This window comes from Xanthobacter aminoxidans (assembly GCF_043193615.1).
Taxonomy (GTDB): Bacteria; Pseudomonadota; Alphaproteobacteria; order Rhizobiales; family Xanthobacteraceae; genus Xanthobacter; species Xanthobacter aminoxidans.
In genome coordinates this window covers 449,729-465,181 of the sequence record NZ_JBAFUS010000003.1, presented here as the reverse complement: position 1 = coordinate 465,181, position 15,453 = coordinate 449,729, and the positions used below count along the sequence as shown (strand labels likewise).

The following is a 15,453-nucleotide window of genomic DNA, read 5'->3' as shown; positions in this document are numbered from 1 at the left end:
GGGCAAGAGAAAAGGGCAGGAGCAGAGGCGCGGCAGCGCGCCCGCTAGAGCGGCAGGCCGCAGTCCCGCGCGAACTTGGTCAGCGCGGCCCGTGGATCGGCAGTGCCGGTACGGTCCTCAAGCAAGGGCAGCAGCACCTTGCGGGCGGCGGAGACGTCGGTCTCAAGGAGCATCGCCTTGACCGGCCCCATGGCCGCCGGGGAGACCGACAGGGAACGGTAGCCCAGGGCGGCGAGGGCCACCGCCTCCAGCGGCCGGGAGGCCAGCTCGCCGCACAACGTCACGGGCTTGCCATGGCGGAGGCCCGCCTCCGCCACCAGCCGGAAGGCCCGCAGGGCCGGGGGGGAGAGCGGATCGAAGCGGTCGGCGACCCGCACGTTGGCGCGGTCGGCCGCATAGAGGAACTGCACGAGGTCGTTGGAGCCCACCGAGAGGAAATCGGCGCGCGACAGGATCTCGTCCAGCTGGAAGAGCAGGGACGGCACTTCCACCATGGCGCCCACCTGGACCCGATCCGGCAGGGCGTGGCCGTGACGGCGCAGGTGAGTCAGCTCCCGCTCCACCATGGCCCGGGCCCGGTCGAATTCATCCACGGCGGCGACCATGGGGAACATCACGCGCAGCTCCCGCCCCGCGCCGGCGCGCAGCAGGGCACGCATCTGGCTGCGCAGCAGGCCCGGCCGGTCCAGCCCGAGGCGGATGGCACGCCAGCCGAGGGCCGGATTCTCCTCCTCCACAGTCCGCATGTAGGGCAGCACCTTGTCGCCGCCGATATCGAGGGTGCGGAAGGTGACCGGGCGGTCGCCTGCGGCGTCCAGCACGGCGCGGTAGAGCTTCAGCTGTTCGGAGATGCGCGGGAAGGCCGACGCGATCATGAACTGAAGCTCGGTGCGGAACAGGCCGATGCCCGCCGCGCCGGTCTCGGCGATGTGGGGAAGGTCCACCAGCAGGCCGGCATTGAGGTTCAGGTCCACATGCACGCCGTCCTTCGTCACGGAGGGGCGGGTGCGGAGCGCGGCATACTGGGCCTGCCGGCGGGCGCGGAAGCGCACCTTCTCGGCATAGGCCTCCTCGACGTCGCCGGGCGGGCGTAGATGGACCTCGCCGTTCTGGCCGTCGACGATGACCGGATCGCCCTGGTCGGCGAGGCCGGCGGCATTCTCCACCTGACCCACGGCGGCGATGCCGAGGGCGCGGGCGACGATGGTGACGTGGCTGGTGGTTCCGCCTTCCTCCAGCACGAGGCCGCGAATGCTGGTGCGATCGTAATCCAGCAGCGCCGCCGGGCTCATGTTGCGGGCGACGAGGATGGCGTTTTCGGGCAGCGCTTCCCGCTCCATGCCGCGGGACCGTCCGGTCAGCTCGCGCAGGAGCCGGTTGGCGAGGTCGTCGAGGTCGTGCAGGCGCTCGCGCAGATAGGGGTCGGAGGCGCGCATCATGCGGGCGCGGGTATCCGACTGCACCCGCTCCACTGCGCCCTCGGCGGTGAGGCCGGAGAGGACGGCCTCGCGCATCTTGTGCATCCAGCCCCGGTCGTGGGCGAACATGCGGTAGGCTTCGAGGATGTCGCGATGTTCGCCGGCCTTGGAGAGGCCGTCGTCCTCCAGCATCAGGTCGATGGAGTGGCGCAGCTTGCCGATGGCGGCGTCGAGGCGGGCGGTTTCCTTCACCACGTCGTCGGCGATGACGTTGGTCACCCGGATGCGCGGCTCGTGCAGCACCACATGGCCAAGGCCAAGCCCGTCGGCGAGGGCGACGCCCTTGAGATGCAGCGGCCGGCGCACGGCGGGTTCGGCGCCCGGCTTGGCCAGCGCCGTCAGTTCGCCCGAGGCGATCATCTCCGCCAGCACCATGGCGGTGGTCTGAAGGGCCTCGATCTCCTCTTCCGTATAGGTGCGCCGGGCGCGGTTCTGCACCACCAGAACGCCCAGCGTGTTGCCGCCGCGCAGGATCGGCACGCCGAGGAAGGAGTTGTAGATCTCTTCGCCCGTCTCCGGACGGTAGGAGAATTCGGGGTGGGACTGGGCGTCCAGCAAGGCGAGCGATTCGGCCTCGCGCGCCACATGGCCGACGAGGCCCTCATCCACGCTCATGACGGTCAGATGAACCGCATCCCGGTTCAGGCCTTCCGTAGCGTACAGCTCAAGGGTCTGATCGACGCGCAGCACGTAGACCGAGCAGACTTCCGCCACCATGTTGGCGGCGATCAGCACAACGATCTTGTCGAGGCGGTCCTGCGCGCTGACCGGCTCCGCCATCACCTCACGGAGACGCCGGAGCAGCACGCGCGGACCGCCGAGCGCGCCACGCATCGGCCGCATCCTTAAAAATGAGCGGGTTCAGTAACCCCGCGAGGCTATCCAACGGATGGCGCGCCCCCGCAGGGCTACCGTCAACGGTTCCGCCCTCAGCTGTCCAGCCCGTATAGCGAATGGAGAGTCCGGACCGCAAGTTCGGTATAGGCCGCATCTATCAGGAAGGAGATCTTGATCTCCGACGTGGTGATGGCGCGGATGTTGATACCACGGCCCGCCAGCGCCTCGAACGCCTTGGCGGCGACGCCGGCGTGGGAGCGCATGCCGATGCCGATGACCGACACCTTCGTCACGTCCCCGGCGCCTTCGATCGCCTGGAAGGCGATGGAATCGCGGGCCCGCTCGATCACCGCCTTGGCGCGCTCGAAATCGGCCGTGGGGACGGTGAAGGTGATGTCGGTATAGCCGTCCGCGGACACGTTCTGGACGATCATGTCCACATTGATGTGCGCGTCCGCCAGCGGACCGAACACGGCGGCGGCGATGCCGGGCTTGTCGGCGACGCGACGGATGGAGACCTGGGCCTCGTCCTTGGAGAAGGCGATGCCCGTGACCACCTGCGATTCCATCTGGCTTGCCACGATTTCCTCCTCGTCGCAGATGAGCGTTCCGGCCTTCTCGACCTCGCGCATCTCCGGCGCGTCGGGGTCCACAAGGCTCGAGCGCACAAAGGTGCGCACATTATGCACCATGGCGAGCTCCACCGAGCGCACCTGCAGCACCTTCGCGCCGAGCGAGGCCATTTCCAGCATTTCCTCGAAGGCAATGCGGTCGAGGCGGCGGGCCTTGGGCACCACGCGCGGGTCGGTCGTGTAGACGCCGTCCACGTCGGTATAGATGTCGCACCGCTCGGCCTTCAATGCCGCGGCCACCGCCACCGCCGAGGTGTCCGAGCCGCCGCGGCCGAGCGTCGTGATCCGCCCCGTGGGCAGGTGGATGCCCTGGAAGCCGGCGATCACCGCCACCTCGTCGCCCTCGATGGAGGTGGCCAGACGGTCGGCGTCGATGTCCATGATGCGGGCGGAGCCGTGCGCATCGTCGGTGGAGATCGGGATCTGCCACCCCTGCCAGGACCGGGCGGAAACGCCCATTTCCTGCAGCGCGATGGCCAGCAGGCCGCTGGTCACCTGCTCGCCGGAGGCCACCACCGCGTCATATTCGCGCGCGTCGTAGAGCGAGGAGGCATCCTTGCACCAAGCGACCAGTTCGTTGGTCTTGCCGGACATGGCGGAGACCACGACGGCCACCTTGTAGCCGGCCTCCACCTCGCGCTTGACGTGGCGCGCCACGTTGCGGATGCGCTCGATATTGGCGACCGATGTGCCGCCGAACTTCATGACAAGCCGAGCCATCGCTCGTGCCTTTCTTCGCCAGATATCCTTGGGGTTGCACGCGTGCGGCGCCGATCACGGCGGCCGGCTTCAGCTCCGCATCATTTTCGCCGGCTGAGCCGGGCACGCGATGCCTGGGGTGCGGAGGTGGCCGAGCGGAACATCCCTTAAGTCCTTGCGCGCGGGGTTTTCGAGGTCGCGCAGCTGTTGGGGCGCCTCCATAGCGGCTACGGCGGGCCGGGGCAACCGCTCTGCGCAAAGCCGGAAAACCTGCTTGCGGCGCGGGGAGGGCACAGGCATCAACCGTCTGTCCCACCGGAGCCCCGCCCATGACCGAAGATGCCTTCGCGCTCGACCCCCGCCTCGCCGCGGACGGACCGGCCGTGGGGGACCTGCCGTTGTGTCATGTGCGGCTGGTGGAGGACCGGCGCTTCTTCTGGGTTTCCCTCACGCCACGCCGGGCGGCCATGTCCGAGGTTTTCGACCTCGACGCCGACGACCGCCTGACGCTCATGGAGGAGGCCGCCCTCGTCTCGCGGGCGCTGAAGGACATTACGGGCTGCGCCAAGCTGAACATCGCGGCGCTGGGCAACATGGTACCTCAACTCCACGTGCATATCATCGCCCGCAATCCCGGCGACGCGGCCTGGCCGGGCGTGGTATTCGGTGCCGGCACCCGCGAGCCGATGGGCGATCCGGAGCGCCGATCCCGCCTCGATGCCCTGCGCGGGCGGCTCAATGTGCACAGCCCAGCCTTGCCGGTGGGATAGCCTTGCCTCGGCTCCGGCTGCGTGCGACGGTCGCCATCAATTCGCAGCCTGCCGCCTGCCGGGGTCGTCTGGTCCATGTCCTTTATTTCCCGCCCCGATCTCGGCGTCTGGCCTACCCTTGGTTATGTGGACAGCCCGCTTGACCGCGCCTGCCACCTGCGTGCCGGCGCCGCCGATCTCCTCGATCATCCGGCCGCCCGCTTCTACCTTCTCGGCGGGGAACTGGTCGCGCTGAAAGGCGCGGGGCCGGTCTTCGATCCCCTTTTCGACCGGGCGGAAGCCGAGGCGCGCGGGCGCGGCGAGCCCCTGTTTCTGGGCATCGAGAGCGACGGCGCGCCGCGCTTCGCCAAGGGGTTCGATCCTGCCCTGAGGGAGGCGCTGGAGGGCGAGGGGCTCACGGTCCCCGACCTGCGCACCATCGCCGTCAGCGGCCTGATCGCACCGCATCACCTCGGGCCCGTCGCCTGCGGCAAGGCGTTGCGCGCCTGGCATACGCGGCACGGCTTCTGCGCCAATTGCGGCGCCGCCTCGCGCATCGTGGATGCCGGCTGGCGGCGGGATTGCCCCTCCTGCGGCGCCCAGCATTTCCCGCGCACCGATCCTGTCGTCATCATGCTCACTGCCCGCGGCGACCGCTGCCTGCTCGGCCGGCAGCCCCATTTCGCCCCCGGCATGTGGTCGACCCTCGCCGGCTTCGTGGAACCCGGCGAGACCATCGAGGACGCCGTGCGCCGCGAGACTTTGGAGGAGGCGGGCGTCCGGACGGGGGAGGTTCGCTACTTCGCGACCCAGCCGTGGCCCTTTCCCATGTCGCTGATGATCGGATGTATCGCGCAGGCGACGAGCGAGGACCTCGTCATCGACCGCAACGAACTGGAGGATGCCCGCTGGTTCGGCCGGGATGAGGTGACGCTGATGCTCACCCGCACGCATCCCGACGGGCTGTTCGTGCCGCCGCCCATCGCCATCGCGCACCATCTGATCCGCAGTTTCATCGAGGGCGGGCATGCTTGAACCGGCGGCGCCCGATGGTGCTCCACGCCCGGCGCGCCTTGCCCGTCTGACGCATCTGCTCGACCGTTTCTTTCCTGATTCCCGCCGCGGCACGCGGACCGGGCGCCGGCCGCCCTCCCTTGTCTACGGGCTTGATGACCATGTGCCGCCCGCTGCGCTGATCCCGCTCGCCGCCCAGCACGCCATGCTGGCCGTGACCTTCCTGATCTACCCGGTGCTCGCCGCCACCGAGGCCAAGCTGCCCGCCGACCAGATCTCGGCGATGGTCTCGGCCTGCGCCATGAGCATCGGGGTGGCCACCATCATCCAGTGCATGCGCACCCGCTTCGGCTCGGGCTATCTCGCCGTGCACATCCCTGCGCCCGGAGCGATCCCGCTGGCGGTGCAGGCGCTGGCGCTGGGCGGGCTGGGGCTGATGGCGACGACGACGCTCCTCGTCGGCATCGCGCAATTGTTCATCGCCCGGCTGGTGCGGCCGCTGCGCGTGCTGCTGCCGCCGGAAGTCTGCGGCGTCGCGGTGAGCATGCTCGGCGTGTCGCTCGCGAGCCCGGCGCTCAGGCGGGCGCTCGGGCTCGACCATGGCCCCATGGTGGAGGAGAATGCCGTTCTCTCCAGCCTCGCGACGGTGGGCATCATCGTCGCCATCACCGTGTTCGCGCCGCGCCGGCTGAAGCTGTTCGCGGTGTTCGCGGGGGCGAGTATCGGCTGGATCGTCGCCCTCTCGCTTGGGGCCGGGCGCCCCGAAGCGCCTGAAGCCATTGCCGCGGCGCCGCTCCTCGCCCTGCCGACGCTGACGCTGCCGTCCTTCCAGTTCGCCCCGGCGCTGTTTCCGCTGATGGCGTTGCTCGTAGTGATGAACCTCGTGGACGTGCTCTCCGTCACCGTGTCGCTGGAAAAGATGAACGATGCCGACTGGCGCCGCGCCCACATGCCGGCGGCGCAACGGGCGGTGACGGCCTGCGGCATCGGCAACATCCTGAACGGGCTCACCTCGGGCTTCCAGTCGGGGCTCTCGTCTTCCTCAGTCGGCCTCGCCTTCGCCACCCAGTCCACGGCGCGCGTCATCGGCTTCACCGCCGGCATCATGATCTTCGCCATCGCCTTCGTGCCCAAGGCGATCGTGGCGCTCACCCTCATTCCCTCGCCGGTGATCGGCGGCATCCTGCTCTACACCTCGGCCTATCTGGTGGTGGCGGGCATGGACCTCGTGACCTCCCGCCGCCTTAGCGAGCGGCGGGTGTTCGTGGTCGGGCTCTCGGTGCTGGCCGGGCTTTCGGTGGCGCTTTTGCCCATCACCCGCCAGCTTCCGCTGATGCTGCAACCCTTGTTCTCGACGCCGCTGACGGTCGGGGCGCTGAGCGCCATTCTGCTCAACCTGCTGTTCCGCATCGGCATCGCGCAGGAGGCGGTGGAGGAAGTGCCGGAGGGCGCGCACGCCTTCCCCTTCGTGCGGGATTTCCTTGAAAATCAGGGCGATAACTGGGGTGCCCGGCGCGATGTGATCGCCGCCGCCATCCCCACGGTGGCCCAGGCGCTGGAGCTGGTGGCCGACAGCGGCATCGCCGAAGGTCCCATCGAGCTGCGCGCGCGGTTCGACGAAAGCCACCTTGATGTCTCGGTCGTCTATGACGGTATCGTCATGGAGGCCCCGAAGGAGCGGCCCTCACCGGAGGCGCTTCTGGGCGACGCCCAGGAGCAGGCTTCCTTCGCGGCCTATATGCTCACCCATCTGTCCGACCACGTGAGCTTCGGCCGCACCGGCGGTCGCGCCCGCATCATGGTGCGGTTCGATCATTAGGCGTTGCCTTCGCTCAGGCGCCGCTCGGGCTGGGGTTTTGCCTTCGCTCAGGCGCCGCGCGGGCTTCCGGGCGAGGCTCAGATCGCCGGATCTGAGTCCCCGAATCGCGCCCGGTAGGGATGCGCGGGATAGACGCCCAGGATGCGCATCTCTCTGGAAAAGAAGGCCAATTCTTCCAGCGCCAGCTTCACGGACCGGTCGTCCGGATGGCCTTCCACGTCGGCATAGAACTGGGTGGCGGTGAACTGGCCATCAAGCTGGTAGGACTCCAGCTTGGTCATGTTCACCCCGTTGGTGGCAAAGCCCCCCATGGCCTTGTAGAGCGCCGCCGGCACGTTCCGCACCCGGAAGACGAAGGTGGTGATGACCGGCCCGCGCCCCGCCGGAGCCCAGTCGGCGCCACGGGTGAGGATGATGAAGCGGGTGGTGTTGTGGGCCTCGTCCTCGATGTTCTCGGCGAGGATTTCGAGGCCGTAGATGTCCGCCGCCAGGCGGGAGGCTATGGCGGCGCGGGTCACGTCGCCCGCCTCGGCGATCTCCCGGGCGGAACCCGCTGTATCTGCACCGATAATCGGCGTGAGGGAAAGGGTGCGGATGGCCTTGCGGCACTGGCCGAGCGCCATCACGTGGCTCTGCACGGTCTTCAGCGTGGAGAGGGTCGCGCCCTTCACCGCCATGAGCTGGTGGGAGAGGGGCAAGAAGTACTCGCCGACGATGGAAAGGCTCGACTGCGGCATCAGATGATGGATGTCCGCGACCCGGCCCGCCACCGAATTCTCTATTGGAATCATAGCGTAAGCCGCCGCTCCGTTCTCCACGGCGGCGAACGCGTCCTCGAAGGTGGGGCAGGGGACGGCTTCGAAGTCGGGGAAGACCTCGCGGCAGGCGATGTGGGAGTTGGCGCCGGGCTCGCCCTGGAACGTGATACGTCGGCTCATGGGCATGCTCATTTTTCCTGCGCGAGAAGGGCCCGTGCCCTTTCCAGATGGGACGGGGTATCGACCCCCAGCGGCACCGCGTCAACCACCGCCACGTCGATCCGCATGCCGGCTTCAAGTGCCCGCAATTGTTCGAGTTTTTCTCGTCTCTCCAGGGGGGAGGGCGGCAGGGAGACGAAGCGTTCCAGGGCCGCCCGGCGATAGGCGTAGAGACCGATGTGGTGGTATAATGGCCCCTCCCCGAAGGGGGCGGTGGCGCGGGTGAAATAGAGCGCGCGCAGCAGTCCCGGCGCCAGCGGCGAGCCCACCACCTTGACCACGTTGGGGTCGGTGCGCTCTTCGGCCAGGGTGATTTCGGCGGCCAATGTCGCGATGTCAGCCGAGGTTGCCAGTAGGGGAATCAGTGCCGTTCGGATGGTGTTCGGTAGAATCGTCGGCAGGTCGCCCTGCACATTGACCACGATCTCCACCTCGCCCGCCGGATCGAGGGCGGTGAGCGCCTCGAAAATGCGATCCGAGCCGGAGGGGTGGTCGGCCCGCGTCATCACCGCCTCGAGGCCGGCGGCAGTCACGGCGGCGGCGATCTCGGGGGCGTCGGTGGCGACCGCCACCCGGCCGATGCCGGCTGCGACCGCGCGCCGCGCCACCTCGACGATCATGGGGCGGCCGCCCACGTCGGCGAGCGGCTTGCCGGGCAGGCGCGTCGCGGCCATGCGGGCGGGGATGAGCACGAGCACGCGCCCGGCCGGATGCCCGGTGGGGGCTGGGGCGGGGGAAGGGGTGTCGGCCGGCATGGGCGGGGGTCCTCGGCGGGGTCCGGAAGGCCGCTCCGGGACAGACGCGGGGAGTGGCATTGGGGCGCGCCTTATACGGGTTGCTTCGACCGGTTCAAAGTGCTTAGTGTCGCCGACGGTTCGTGGGGCTCCCCCGCGCGCCATTCATCGACATGCTTGGGGCCGGGCAGCGCGCCGTTTCGGTGCAGCGCCCGGTGGGACACAGGACCTCCGAGGGGCGTAGCGCCGATGGACAGTTTTGAATTGAACAAGATCGCGGGTGCAGTTCTGGGCACGCTCACGCTGACCCTCGGCCTCGGGATCGTGTCCGAAATCCTGTTCACCCCCGAGGCGCCGGCCAAGCCCGGCTTCGAGATCGCGGTGCAGGAAGGCGCAGCTGCCGCCGGTGCGCCCAAGGCGGCGGCCGAGGTTCCGATCGAGCAGCTCTTCGCCACCGCTTCCATCGAGAAGGGTGCGGCCGCGGCCAAGAAGTGCGCCGCCTGCCATAATTTCCAGGAAGGTGCCGGCCCCAAGGTCGGCCCGGACCTCTACGGCGTGGTCGGCCGCGCGGTGGCCTCCACCTCGGGCTTTGCCTATTCCGCGGCCATGAAGGCCAAAGGCGGCGACTGGACGCCTCTGGCGCTCAACACCTTCCTCACCAATCCCAAGGCCGCCGTGCCCGGCACCGCCATGGCCTTCGCCGGCATCGGCAAGGAAGCCGAGCGCGCGGACCTGATCGCCTATCTGAACTCGCTGTCCCACGATCCCAAGCCCCTGCCCACCGCAGCGGCTGCGGCCCCGGCAGCGGCTCCTGCCGCCGCCCCCGCTGCGGCGCCCGCCGGGCACAAGTGATCTGATGGCTGGGCTCGGGGCGTCCGCTCCGGCCTGATCCTGCTCTGACGAATGAAGTCCTCTCCCGCCCGCGGGGGAGGGCTTTTTCTTTTGGGGCGGCAAGCCGCCGAAAGACGCGCCGCGTTCGGCGGCTCGGCGCTGTTGCCTCCTGTCGTCATCGTCCGACCTCCCCTCTCCCTCTGCGGAAGAGGGCGTTCTGACGGTCAGGAGAAGGCGATGCGCTCGTCTCACCGCAGGTTGTCCGCTCCGGATTGTCCCTTTGTCATCGCCCGGCTCGTCCGGGCGATCCACTGTTCCACTTGCGCGATGATCGAGGGCGCGACCCGGCCCTACCGTGGATCGCCCGGACGAGCCGGGCGATGACGGTGGTGAATGGGGAAGCCACCAGCCTGCGCCGCCCCCGTGCCGTTTCACGCCATTGTCATCCCGCTCGCGCCGGCAGCCTTGCGCGCCGCCGCGCTCACCCAGCCCGCTGATCCTGTCGCCTCAAGGCTTCCGCAGCGTCGCGGCCCGCGCCACCCCGCCCGGGCAGCGCCATGCCCCGCCCGTCGCCGCCATGTTTCTGCCGTCGCGGCGGGTGCCATAATCGGCTATTCCCGGATCGAAGCGCGATCCAACCGGAGTTGCCGATGCTTGCGTCCCTCGCCCGCCGCCTTGCCCTCGCCGCCGCGCTGAGCCTTGCCTTCGCGGCGCCCGGCCGCAGCGCGGAGGACGCGAAACCGGCGCCGGACCCGGCCGCAGCCTCTTCCTCCACCACCGCCGCGCCGGCGGCCACGCCCGCAGCACCCGTGTTCAGGCACGGCCTGTCGCTGATGGGCGAGCCCGCCTATCCCGCCGGCTTTCCCCATTTCAAGTATGTGAATCCTGCCGCACCCAAGGGCGGCCTGCTGCGCCTCGCCGAGGACGGCACGTTCGACACTTTCAATTTCGTGGTGCCGCGCGGTACTCCCGCGGCGGGCATCAATCTGATCTACGACACGCTCATGGTCGCCGCATCCGACGAGGTGGCGAGCGAGTACGGGCTGATCGCGGAAGGGGTGAGCTACCCGGCGGATTTCTCCTCCGTCACCTATCGCATCCGCGCCGACGCGCGCTGGCATGACGGCAAGCCCATCACCCCCGAGGACGTGGTGTTCTCCTTCGAGGCGCTGACGAAGAACAACCCCAACCAGCGCTTCTATTACAGCCACGTCACCAAGGCCGAGAAGACCGGCGACCGGGACGTGACCTTCACCTTCGATCAGGCCGGCAACCGCGAGCTGCCGCAGATCGTCGGCCAGCTCACCATCCTGCCCAAGCACTGGTGGACCGGAACGGACGCGAACGGCAAGCCGCGCGATATCGCGCAGGGCACGCTGGAGGTGCCGCTGGGCTCGGGCGCCTATCGCATTAAGAGCTTCATCGCCGGCCGATCCATCACCTACGAGCGGGTGAAGGACTATTGGGCGAAGGACCTCAATGTGAACGTCGGAAAGGATAATTTCGACGAGATGCGCTACGAGTATTTCCGCGACGACACGGTGATGCTCGAAGCCTTCAAGGCCGACCAGTATGATTTCCGCGTGGAATCTTCGGCCAAGAACTGGGCGACCGCCTATGACTTTCCCGCCCGCGCCGATGGCCGCGTGGTGCTGGAGATGTTCGAGAACCGCTCGTCCGGCGTCATGCAGGCCTTCATTCCCAACCTGCGCCGCGACAAGTTCAAGGACCCGCGGGTGCGTCGCGCGCTGAATTACGCGCTGGATTTCGAGGGCATGAACCACACCCTGTTCTTCGGCCAGTACAAGCGCACCAGTTCCTTCTTCTCCGGCACCGAGCTTGCCTCCTCCGGCCTGCCGCAGGGCCGCGAGCTGGAGATCCTCAACTCGTTGAAGGACAAGGTGCCGCCGCAGGTGTTCACCACCGCCTACACCAATCCCGAAAGCGGATCGGAGGAGGCGCGGCGGGCGAACCTGCGCGAGGCGGCGCGGCTGTTCAAGGAGGCCGGCTACGAGGTGAAGAACCGCAAGCTGGTGAACGCCAAGGGCGAGCCCTTCACCATCGAGTTCCTGCTTTCCAGCCCCGCCATGGAGCGGGTGGCGGTGTTCTACCGCCCGGCGCTGGAACGCCTCGGCATCGAGGTGTCGATCCGCATGGTGGACACCTCGCAATACATCAATCGCGTGCGCTCGCGCGATTACGACATCATCGTCTCCGGCTGGGGCCAGTCGCTGTCGCCGGGCAACGAGCAGCGCGAGTTCTGGGGCTCGGAGGCCGCCGACCGGGAGGGCTCGCGCAACCTCGCCGGCATCAAGGACCCGGCAGTGGATGCGCTGATCGAGAAGGTCATCTACGCCACCGACCGCGCCGACCTCGTCGCCGCCACCCATGCGCTGGACCGCGTGCTGCTGTGGAACGAATATGTCATCCCCGCCTGGGGGCTGAACTATACCCGCACCGCGCGCTGGGACCGCTTCGCCCATCCGGCGCAACTGCCCACCTATTCCTTCGCCTTCCCGGACATCTGGTGGTTCGACCCGGCCAAGGCGTCGAAGACCGGCGCGGGAGCGGGCAAATGAGCCTCACGCGCCGCGCGCTGCTGGCGTCGTCCTGCGCGCTCCTCGTGCCCGCTCTGGCGCGGGCGCAAGGCGCTTCGCCCGCTCCCTCGGCGGCGGAGTCCGCGGCAGGGGAGGGCGGCACGTCCGCCGCCGCGGTGGAGCGGCACGGCCTCTCCTTCTTCGGCGACCTGAGGTATCCGGCGAACTTCACCCACTTCGACTATGTGAACCCGGATGCGCCCAAGGGCGGGCCCTTCTCCCAGCTCGGCCGCACCACCTATTACAACCAGTCGCTCACCACCTTCGACACGCTGAACCCCTACAACCAGCGGGGCAACGGCGCGCAGGGCATCGAGCTGATCTACGATACCCTCATGGCCGCCGCCGGCGACGAGAAGAGCGCCATGTACGGGCGACTGGCCTCGTCCGTGGTGATTTCGGACGAGGGGCTCACCTACCGCTTCAAGCTCAGGCGCGAGGCGCGCTTCCACGACGGCACGCCGCTGACCTCCGCGGACGTGGTGGCCACCTTCGAGGCCTTCAAGGCGGAGGGCTACGAGACCATCCGCATGGCCCTGCGCGACGTCACCGCCATCGAGGCGGACGGGCCGAACGAGGTGGTGTTCCGCTTCAAGCCGGGCCGCGCGCGGGATGTGCCGCTCACCGTCGCAGGCCTGCCCATCTTCTCCAAGGCGTTCCTCGCCAAGCACCCGTTCGGCCAGTCCTCGCTGGAGGTGCCCGTGGGCTCGGGGCCGTACCGCATCGGCCGCTTCGAGCAGGGGCGCTACATCGAGTACAACCGCGTGCCCACCTATTGGGGTCGCGACCTGCCTGTCATGAAGGGGCGCTTCAACTTCGATCAGGTGCGCTACGAATATTTCCGTGACCGGGTGGCGGGCCTCGAAGGCTTCAAGGCCAAGGTCTATCTCTTCCGCGAGGAATTCACCGCCCGCGAATGGGCCACCGGCTACGATTTCCCCGCCGTGCGCGAGGGGCGGGTGAAGGTGGAGACGCTGCCGGACGAGAGCTTCTCCGGCGTGCAGGGCTGGTTTCTCAACACCCGCCGTCCGAAATTCTTCGATCGCCGCGTGCGCGAGGCCGTCGGGCTCCTGTTCGATTTCGACTGGACCCGCAAGAACCTGATGTATGACAGCTACACCCGCACCGTCTCCTTCTTCCAGAATTCGGAGATGATGGCGCAGGGCCTGCCCTCGCCGGCAGAGCTGAAGCTGCTCGACCCCTACCGCGACCGCCTGCCCGAGGAGGTCTTCGGCGAGCCCTACGTGCCGCCCCAGTCCGACGGCTCCGGCGAGGACCGCAACCTGCGCCGGCAGGCCCTCAACCTCCTCAAGGAGGCGGGCTACAGCGTGCAGCAGGGCAAGCTGGTGGATGCCAAGGGCGAGGCCTTCACCATGGAGTTCCTGGACGATGACGGCGGGCTGGAGCGCCACACCGCCCGCTTCATCGGCCATCTGAAGAAGGTGGGCATCGAGGCCACCTTCCGCATCGTGGACCCGGCCCAGTTCCAGCAGCGGCTGCAGAATTTCGACTTCGACCTCGTGGTGCGCCGCTACAGCTTCGCGCCTTATCCCGGCGACGAGCTGCGCGCCTATTTCTCCACCGAGGCGGCGCGCACGCGCGGCTCCTACAATGTGGCTGGTATCGCCGACCCGGCGGTGGACGGCCTCATCAACGCGGCGCTGGCCGCCCCCGACGCGGCCGCCCTCGTCACCGCCTGCCGGGCGCTGGACCGGGTGCTCCGGTCCGGCCGCTACTGGATTCCCCAGTGGTATTCCGGCCAGAACCGCATCGCCTACTGGAACCAGTTCGCCCGCCCGGCGGTGAAGCCGCGCTACGAGCTGGGCGTGCTCGACACCTGGTGGAGCACCGGCCTTGATCCCGCCCGTGGCGGCTGAGGGGCGGCGTCATATGGATGAATCTTCATGTGAAGCGGCAACCTTTTCCCGCCAATATGGTCTAGCCTGAACCGAAGTGCCGCAACGGGACACCTGATGCTCGCTTACATCGTCCGCCGGATCGCCCTCATGGTGCCGACCATTCTCGGTATCATGCTGGTGTCGTTCGTGGTCATCCAGTTCGCCCCCGGCGGGCCGGTGGAGCGCGTGATCGCGCAATTGACCGGCGAGGACGTCTCCGCCACCTCCCGCGTCTCCGGCGGCGGCAGCGACTTCAGCGGGGCGGGCGCGGCGGCGCAGGCGGGGGCGGCGGCGGAGATGTCGTCCAAGTATCGCGGCGCCCAGGGCCTCGACCCGGCCTTCATCAAGGAGCTGGAGAAACAGTTCGGCTTCGACAAGCCGCCCCACGAGCGCTTCCTGAAGATGATCACGGACTATGCCACCTTCAACTTCGGCAAGTCCTACTTCCGCGACATCTCGGTGCTGGAGCTGATCGGCGAGAAGATGCCCGTCTCCATCTCGCTCGGCCTGTGGATGACGCTCATCACCTATCTCATCTCCATCCCGCTCGGCATCGGCAAGGCCATGCGCGACGGCTCGCGCTTCGACGTGTGGACCTCGGCGGTCATCATCGTCGGCTATGCCATCCCGTCCTTCCTGTTCGCCATCCTGCTCATCATCCTGTTCGCCGGCGGCTCCTTCCTCGATCTGTTCCCGCTGCGCGGCCTCACCTCCGAGAATTTCTGGCAGATGAGCTGGCCCGAGCGCATCGCCGACTATGCCTGGCACCTGGTGCTGCCGCTCACCTCCATGGTGCTCGGCGCCTTCGCCACCATGACGCTGCTCACCAAGAACTCGTTCCTGGAAGAGATCCGCAAGCAGTACGTGACCACGGCGCGCATGAAGGGGTTGTCCGAGAGCCGGGTGCTCTACGGCCATGTGTTCAGGAATGCCATGCTGATCGTCATCGCCGGCTTCCCCAGCGCCTTCATCGCCGCCTTCTTCTCCGGCTCGCTCTTGATCGAGACCATCTTCTCGCTGGACGGCCTCGGCCTGCTGGGCTTCGAGAGCGTGCTCAACCGCGATTATCCCGTCGTGTTCGCCACCCTCTACATCTTCTCGCTGGCGGGGCTCATCGTCGGCCTCATCTCGGACCTCACCTACATGCTGGTCGATCCCCGGATCGACTTCGAGACGCGGGAGGTCTGA

General features: G+C 68.2%; 11 protein-coding genes. 7 read left to right on the top strand and 4 right to left on the bottom strand.

The annotated features are described in order from the left end of the window. Positions 1-44: 44 nt before the first annotated feature. Positions 45-2,312, bottom strand: coding sequence for a phosphoenolpyruvate--protein phosphotransferase (ptsP, locus tag V5F74_RS17275; RefSeq protein WP_394009447.1), 2,268 nt, complete (start codon positions 2,310-2,312; stop codon positions 45-47). Between the two features lie 95 nt (positions 2,313-2,407). After that, entirely contained in the window at positions 2,408-3,667 is a 1,260-nt protein-coding gene (locus V5F74_RS17270; protein ID WP_029556954.1) for an aspartate kinase, read from the bottom strand. Between the two features lie 308 nt (positions 3,668-3,975). Between V5F74_RS17270 and V5F74_RS17265 the strand changes: the two genes are divergently transcribed. From V5F74_RS17265 to V5F74_RS17255, 3 genes are all read left to right on the top strand, one after another. Continuing rightward, entirely contained in the window at positions 3,976-4,416 is a 441-nt protein-coding gene (locus V5F74_RS17265; protein ID WP_394009444.1) for an HIT family protein, read from the top strand. 75 nt (positions 4,417-4,491) lie between these two features. Continuing rightward, complete coding sequence (gene nudC, locus V5F74_RS17260; protein ID WP_374252535.1) at positions 4,492-5,430, top strand: NAD(+) diphosphatase; 939 nt, start codon at positions 4,492-4,494, stop codon at positions 5,428-5,430. Then, positions 5,423-7,228, top strand: coding sequence for a solute carrier family 23 protein (locus V5F74_RS17255; protein ID WP_394009442.1), 1,806 nt, complete (start codon positions 5,423-5,425; stop codon positions 7,226-7,228). The genes nudC and V5F74_RS17255 overlap by 8 nt, the downstream gene beginning before the upstream one ends. Before the next feature lie 77 nt (positions 7,229-7,305). On the opposite strand, the gene V5F74_RS17250 is transcribed toward V5F74_RS17255, so the two are convergent. Continuing rightward, the gene (locus tag V5F74_RS17250; protein WP_394009440.1) at positions 7,306-8,166 is read right to left on the bottom strand and encodes a prephenate dehydratase; all 861 of its coding nucleotides are present in this window, start codon (positions 8,164-8,166) and stop codon (positions 7,306-7,308) included. A gap of 8 nt (positions 8,167-8,174) precedes the next feature. Further along, a complete protein-coding gene (locus tag V5F74_RS17245; protein WP_394009438.1) occupies positions 8,175-8,960 on the bottom strand; it encodes a 3-deoxy-manno-octulosonate cytidylyltransferase in 786 nt (261 codons plus the stop codon). 228 nt (positions 8,961-9,188) lie between these two features. Here V5F74_RS17245 and V5F74_RS17240 point away from each other — a divergent pair, with 228 nt between their 5' ends. The 4 genes from V5F74_RS17240 (at position 9,189) to V5F74_RS17225 (ending at position 15,453) form a co-directional block, all read left to right on the top strand. Next, positions 9,189-9,791, top strand: coding sequence for a c-type cytochrome (locus V5F74_RS17240; RefSeq protein ID WP_051460542.1), 603 nt, complete (start codon positions 9,189-9,191; stop codon positions 9,789-9,791). A gap of 629 nt (positions 9,792-10,420) precedes the next feature. Then, complete coding sequence (locus V5F74_RS17235; RefSeq protein ID WP_394009436.1) at positions 10,421-12,349, top strand: extracellular solute-binding protein; 1,929 nt, start codon at positions 10,421-10,423, stop codon at positions 12,347-12,349. Beyond that, on the top strand, positions 12,346-14,244 hold the full coding sequence (locus tag V5F74_RS17230) for an extracellular solute-binding protein (protein WP_394009434.1): 1,899 nt from the start codon (positions 12,346-12,348) through the stop codon (positions 14,242-14,244). Before V5F74_RS17235 ends, V5F74_RS17230 begins: the two co-directional genes overlap by 4 nt. Before the next feature lie 96 nt (positions 14,245-14,340). Continuing rightward, a complete protein-coding gene (locus V5F74_RS17225) occupies positions 14,341-15,453 on the top strand; it encodes a microcin C ABC transporter permease YejB (RefSeq protein WP_024277367.1) in 1,113 nt (370 codons plus the stop codon).

Excerpts from the sequence above, each read along its gene's own strand:
- ptsP (WP_394009447.1), bottom strand. The coding sequence starts at position 2,312 with ATGCGTGGCGCGCTCGGCGGTCCGCGCGTGCTGCTCCGGCGTCTCCGT.
- V5F74_RS17270 (WP_029556954.1), bottom strand. The coding sequence starts at position 3,667 with ATGGCTCGGCTTGTCATGAAGTTCGGCGGCACATCGGTCGCCAATATC.
- V5F74_RS17265 (WP_394009444.1), top strand. The coding sequence starts at position 3,976 with ATGACCGAAGATGCCTTCGCGCTCGACCCCCGCCTCGCCGCGGACGGA.
- nudC (WP_374252535.1), top strand. The coding sequence starts at position 4,492 with ATGTCCTTTATTTCCCGCCCCGATCTCGGCGTCTGGCCTACCCTTGGT.
- V5F74_RS17255 (WP_394009442.1), top strand. The coding sequence starts at position 5,423 with ATGCTTGAACCGGCGGCGCCCGATGGTGCTCCACGCCCGGCGCGCCTT.
- V5F74_RS17250 (WP_394009440.1), bottom strand. The coding sequence starts at position 8,166 with ATGAGCCGACGTATCACGTTCCAGGGCGAGCCCGGCGCCAACTCCCAC.
- V5F74_RS17245 (WP_394009438.1), bottom strand. The coding sequence starts at position 8,960 with ATGCCGGCCGACACCCCTTCCCCCGCCCCAGCCCCCACCGGGCATCCG.
- V5F74_RS17240 (WP_051460542.1), top strand. The coding sequence starts at position 9,189 with ATGGACAGTTTTGAATTGAACAAGATCGCGGGTGCAGTTCTGGGCACG.
- V5F74_RS17235 (WP_394009436.1), top strand. The coding sequence starts at position 10,421 with ATGCTTGCGTCCCTCGCCCGCCGCCTTGCCCTCGCCGCCGCGCTGAGC.
- V5F74_RS17230 (WP_394009434.1), top strand. The coding sequence starts at position 12,346 with ATGAGCCTCACGCGCCGCGCGCTGCTGGCGTCGTCCTGCGCGCTCCTC.
- V5F74_RS17225 (WP_024277367.1), top strand. The coding sequence starts at position 14,341 with ATGCTCGCTTACATCGTCCGCCGGATCGCCCTCATGGTGCCGACCATT.